We start from the raw sequence: 3452 nt of genomic DNA on the forward strand, positions 1-3452 counted from the left end.
CGGCCCATAGTAGTAGGCACACACCGTGTGCCGTCTCGGTCATGCGCCCAGCGAGTTCGTCCGGGCCGCAGCGGCCGACAGCCGACGGCACACGGAGTGTGCCTACTACTATGGGCCGCCGCCTACCACAAGGGTTTCCGAAACGTGCGAACCTTTCTCACCCTCCTCCTGCTCGCCGTCGCCCTCGCCGCCCAGGACAAGAAGGCGGAGAAGAAGCCCGCGCCGCCGAAGCTGGCGGTCGCGCTGCCGCTCGCCGTCGAGCCGGGGAAGAAGGCGAAGCTCACCGTCCGCGGCAGCAACCTCGACGGCCTCACCGCCGCGAAGGTACACGAGCCGAAGTCGAAGGCCGCGCTCGTCGGGCAGCCCAAGAAGGTCGGGCTGCCGAACAATTACCCGCTCGACCGCGTCGGCGACACCGAAGTCGAGATCGAACTCGACGTGGCGAAGGAAGCCCCCGGCGGCACGGTCGCGGTCAGCGTCATCGGCCCCGGCGGGGAGTCGAACGCGGTGAAGGTGGCTCTCGCCGACGACACGCCGCGGGCCGCGGAGAAGGAGCCGAACGACGGGTTCGACCAGCCGCAGGTGGTGACGCTGCCGGCCGTGGTGGACGGCACGATCGGCCGCGAGCGGGACGTGGACGTGTTCCGGTTCACCGGCAAGGCCGGCGACAAGGTTCGCGTCGAGGTTCACGCCGCCCGCCTTAACTCTCCGGCGGACCTGATGCTGACGCTCTTGGACGCAGACCGAAAAATCCTCGACACGGTCGATGACGCGAACGGCTCGGCCGACCCGGTGGTCGTGCGGACGCTGCCGCGGGACGGGACGTACTACGTGTCCGTCCTGGAAGCCAACGACCTGGGCGGGAGCATGTTCGCGTACCGGCTGACCCTTCGCACGGAGTGAGTTCAGGGCCGGGCCGCGGGGCGGAGCCGCTCGCGGAGGGCGGTCGCGTTCACGTCAACGGCCACCTCGCTGCGGTAGACGCGGCCGGTCAGGTGCCGCTCGCCGACGTTCGACAACTCCCGCCAGCCGCGGAGCAGGCCGGCCCCGTTACGCCGCACGGACGCCAGGTAGTACGGCCCGTACCGGCCCCACTCGGCGGCGGACACCTCGGCCGCGACGGTCTGCTGCAGGGCCGTGTCGATGGCGTTCTGGAACGCGGCCTCGGCCGTCGGGCCGGTCCCTTGCGCCACCACCCGCGTTGTGCCGGGCGTCGGGGCCGGGGGCGGGTCGAGCGGGGCCACGACCGGCGGCAACTCCGCGGTGGCAGGCGTCGTCGTGTTCCAGTTCGAGTCGATCAATTTCACGCCGAGCGGGGCGAAGAACCCGGTGAACACGACGCCGGCGACCTTGCAAAATGTGCGGGAAATAGTGATCGTCATCGGAACTCCTCCGTGAGTTCGTGAGCTTCGGGTGGGGCGGGCACGCCAGACCACATTGGCAAGCCGAGTGCCGCGCGCCCGGATTGCGCCGTTTTGTAAAAGTTCGCCGGTCGGGGTTGTGGTCGGCGATAAGCTGCGCGAGTTGTTCAAACCTTGCGGCCGTGCCGGTTGTTCCCGCGGCCGCTCACCAGTGCGCGTTCGGCCCCGCGGGGACGGCGACCTGCGACTGCTGCACGTCCCACTCGCCCCAGCCGGGCGGCGGGCCGTCGTCGAGGTACGGGGCGATGATGTCGTCGAACTCCCGCAGGTCGTTGAGCATCACGAACCGCTGCTGCACCTTCTTGGGCAGCCGCAAAGCCTTCGTGTACCACGTCGCCACCTTGCGGAACATGACGCACCCGAACTTCTCACCGCCCCGCCACGCTATCAAGCGCTCCAGGTGCAGCCGCATGAACGCGAGCCGCTCGTGGTACGTCCCCCGCGGGCCGGGGTCGCCGGTGGTCACCCAACTCGACAGTTGGCGGAAGAACCACGGGTTCGCCAGCGCCCCGCGGCCGACGGCCAGGCCGTGGCAGCCGGTCTCGCGGATCATCGTGTCGGCGTCCGCGATCGACATCACGTCGCCGTTGCCGAAAACGGGGATGCGCTCGACGGCGTCCACGACGCGGCGGATGCCGTCGCGGTTGACGCGGCCGCCGAACCCCTGCTCCCGCGTGCGGCCGTGGATCGTGAGGGCGGCGACGCCGACCCGCTCGAACTCGCGGGCGAAGTACGGCGCGGTCAGTTGCGAGTCGTCCCACCCGAGCCGCATCTTCACCGTGACCGGCACGGCGACGGCGTCCACGACCTTCCGCACCAGCTCGATCGTGCCGCCGGTCGTGTCGCACATGAGGGACGACCCGCCGCCGACGGCGACGACCTTGCGAACCGGGCAGCCCATGTTAATGTCGATGACGTCGGCGAGGCCGCGGTCCTGGAGCCACCGGGCGGCGGCCGCGAGTTCGTCCGCCTTGCCGCCGAAGATTTGCACGGACAGCGGCCGGTCGTTCGGGTCGGTGGCGAGCAGGTCCATCGTCTTCGCCTTGCCCTCGAGGATGGCTCGGGCGTTGACGAGGTCGGTGGTGCAGAGGCCGACGCCGCCGATCTCGCGGACGGACAGGCGGAACGGCAGGTTCGTGTACCCGGCCAGCGGCGCGAGGACGAACCGCGACGCGAGCGGCACGCGGCCGACGGCCAGCGGCTCGCGGTAGTGGAGCGGCGGCGCGGGGGCGATGGTTTCGGCGATGACGGACATGGTGTCATGTTACGGGCGACGGCCGGCGACGCGAAGCGGAGGGTGAGGCGATGACGGAAGCGGAGTGGCTGTCGGCCAGAACTGTCATTGGCCTCGATCTTTGGCGCACCGCGAAGGAGCGACACCGGAAGTGGCGACTGTTTGCCGCGGCTTGTTGTCAGCGTGGCATCGAGTTGGTCGGCGACGGACGGTTGAACGCGGTATTGGAAGTTGCTGAACTGTTCGCGGATTCGGGCGTGACTTGGGAGGAAGTAAAGATCGCCCGCAAAGTCGTGACGGCGATCCGAAAGGAGTTGGGCGACCCGTTCGGTCCAACGGAATCACTACGCCACACGCTCGAAGGTTTGGAGTGTGCCACAACCAAGAAACCGGTCGGTGCCCTCGGCGCGTCTCACAAGGTTCATTTCGCCTTCCGGGCATTGGCTCGCGGTTCGGGGATACCAAGTGAATTCAACCGTCTGGGAGATCGAGAAGAGGCCGAGCAGGTTCGCCTCGCCCATGACATCTTCGGCAACCCGTTCCGCCCGGTCGCGTTCGACCCCGCGTGGCGCAGCTCCGCCGCCGCCGGCATCGCTCAGAAGATGTACGACGCCCGCGAGTTCGGCGCGATGCCGATCCTGGCGGACGCGCTGCAGGACGCCGGGTGCGAGGACGCCGCGATCCTCGGCCACTGCCGCGATCCGCAGCAGGCCCACGTCCTCGGGTGCTGGGTCGTCGATCTCGTGCCGTTCGCCGTGCCGCGGCCGTGGCATCGTCGATCTGGTACTCGGCAAGTC

The 3452-nt window shown here is 69.1% G+C and carries 4 protein-coding genes; 2 read left to right on the forward strand and 2 right to left on the reverse strand.

Features of this window, described 5'->3' with window-relative positions:
- The first annotated feature begins 144 nt into the window (after positions 1–144).
- A complete protein-coding gene (locus tag AC5JJ2_RS10945) occupies positions 145–903 on the forward strand; it encodes a PPC domain-containing protein (protein ID WP_495858022.1) in 759 nt (252 codons plus the stop codon).
- A 2-nt stretch (positions 904–905) separates the two neighbouring features.
- Here AC5JJ2_RS10945 and AC5JJ2_RS10950 read toward each other — a convergent pair whose 3' ends face one another.
- The gene (locus AC5JJ2_RS10950) at positions 906–1382 is read right to left on the reverse strand and encodes a hypothetical protein (protein ID WP_495858023.1); all 477 of its coding nucleotides are present in this window, start codon (positions 1380–1382) and stop codon (positions 906–908) included.
- Between the two features lie 184 nt (positions 1383–1566).
- Complete coding sequence (gene dusB / locus AC5JJ2_RS10955; protein ID WP_495858024.1) at positions 1567–2676, reverse strand: tRNA dihydrouridine synthase DusB; 1110 nt, start codon at positions 2674–2676, stop codon at positions 1567–1569.
- Between the two features lie 50 nt (positions 2677–2726).
- Here dusB and AC5JJ2_RS10960 point away from each other — a divergent pair.
- On the forward strand, positions 2727–3452 hold a 726-nt coding region (locus AC5JJ2_RS10960; RefSeq protein ID WP_495858025.1), incomplete at its 3' end, for a hypothetical protein.

Source organism: Limnoglobus sp., from assembly GCF_059499385.1.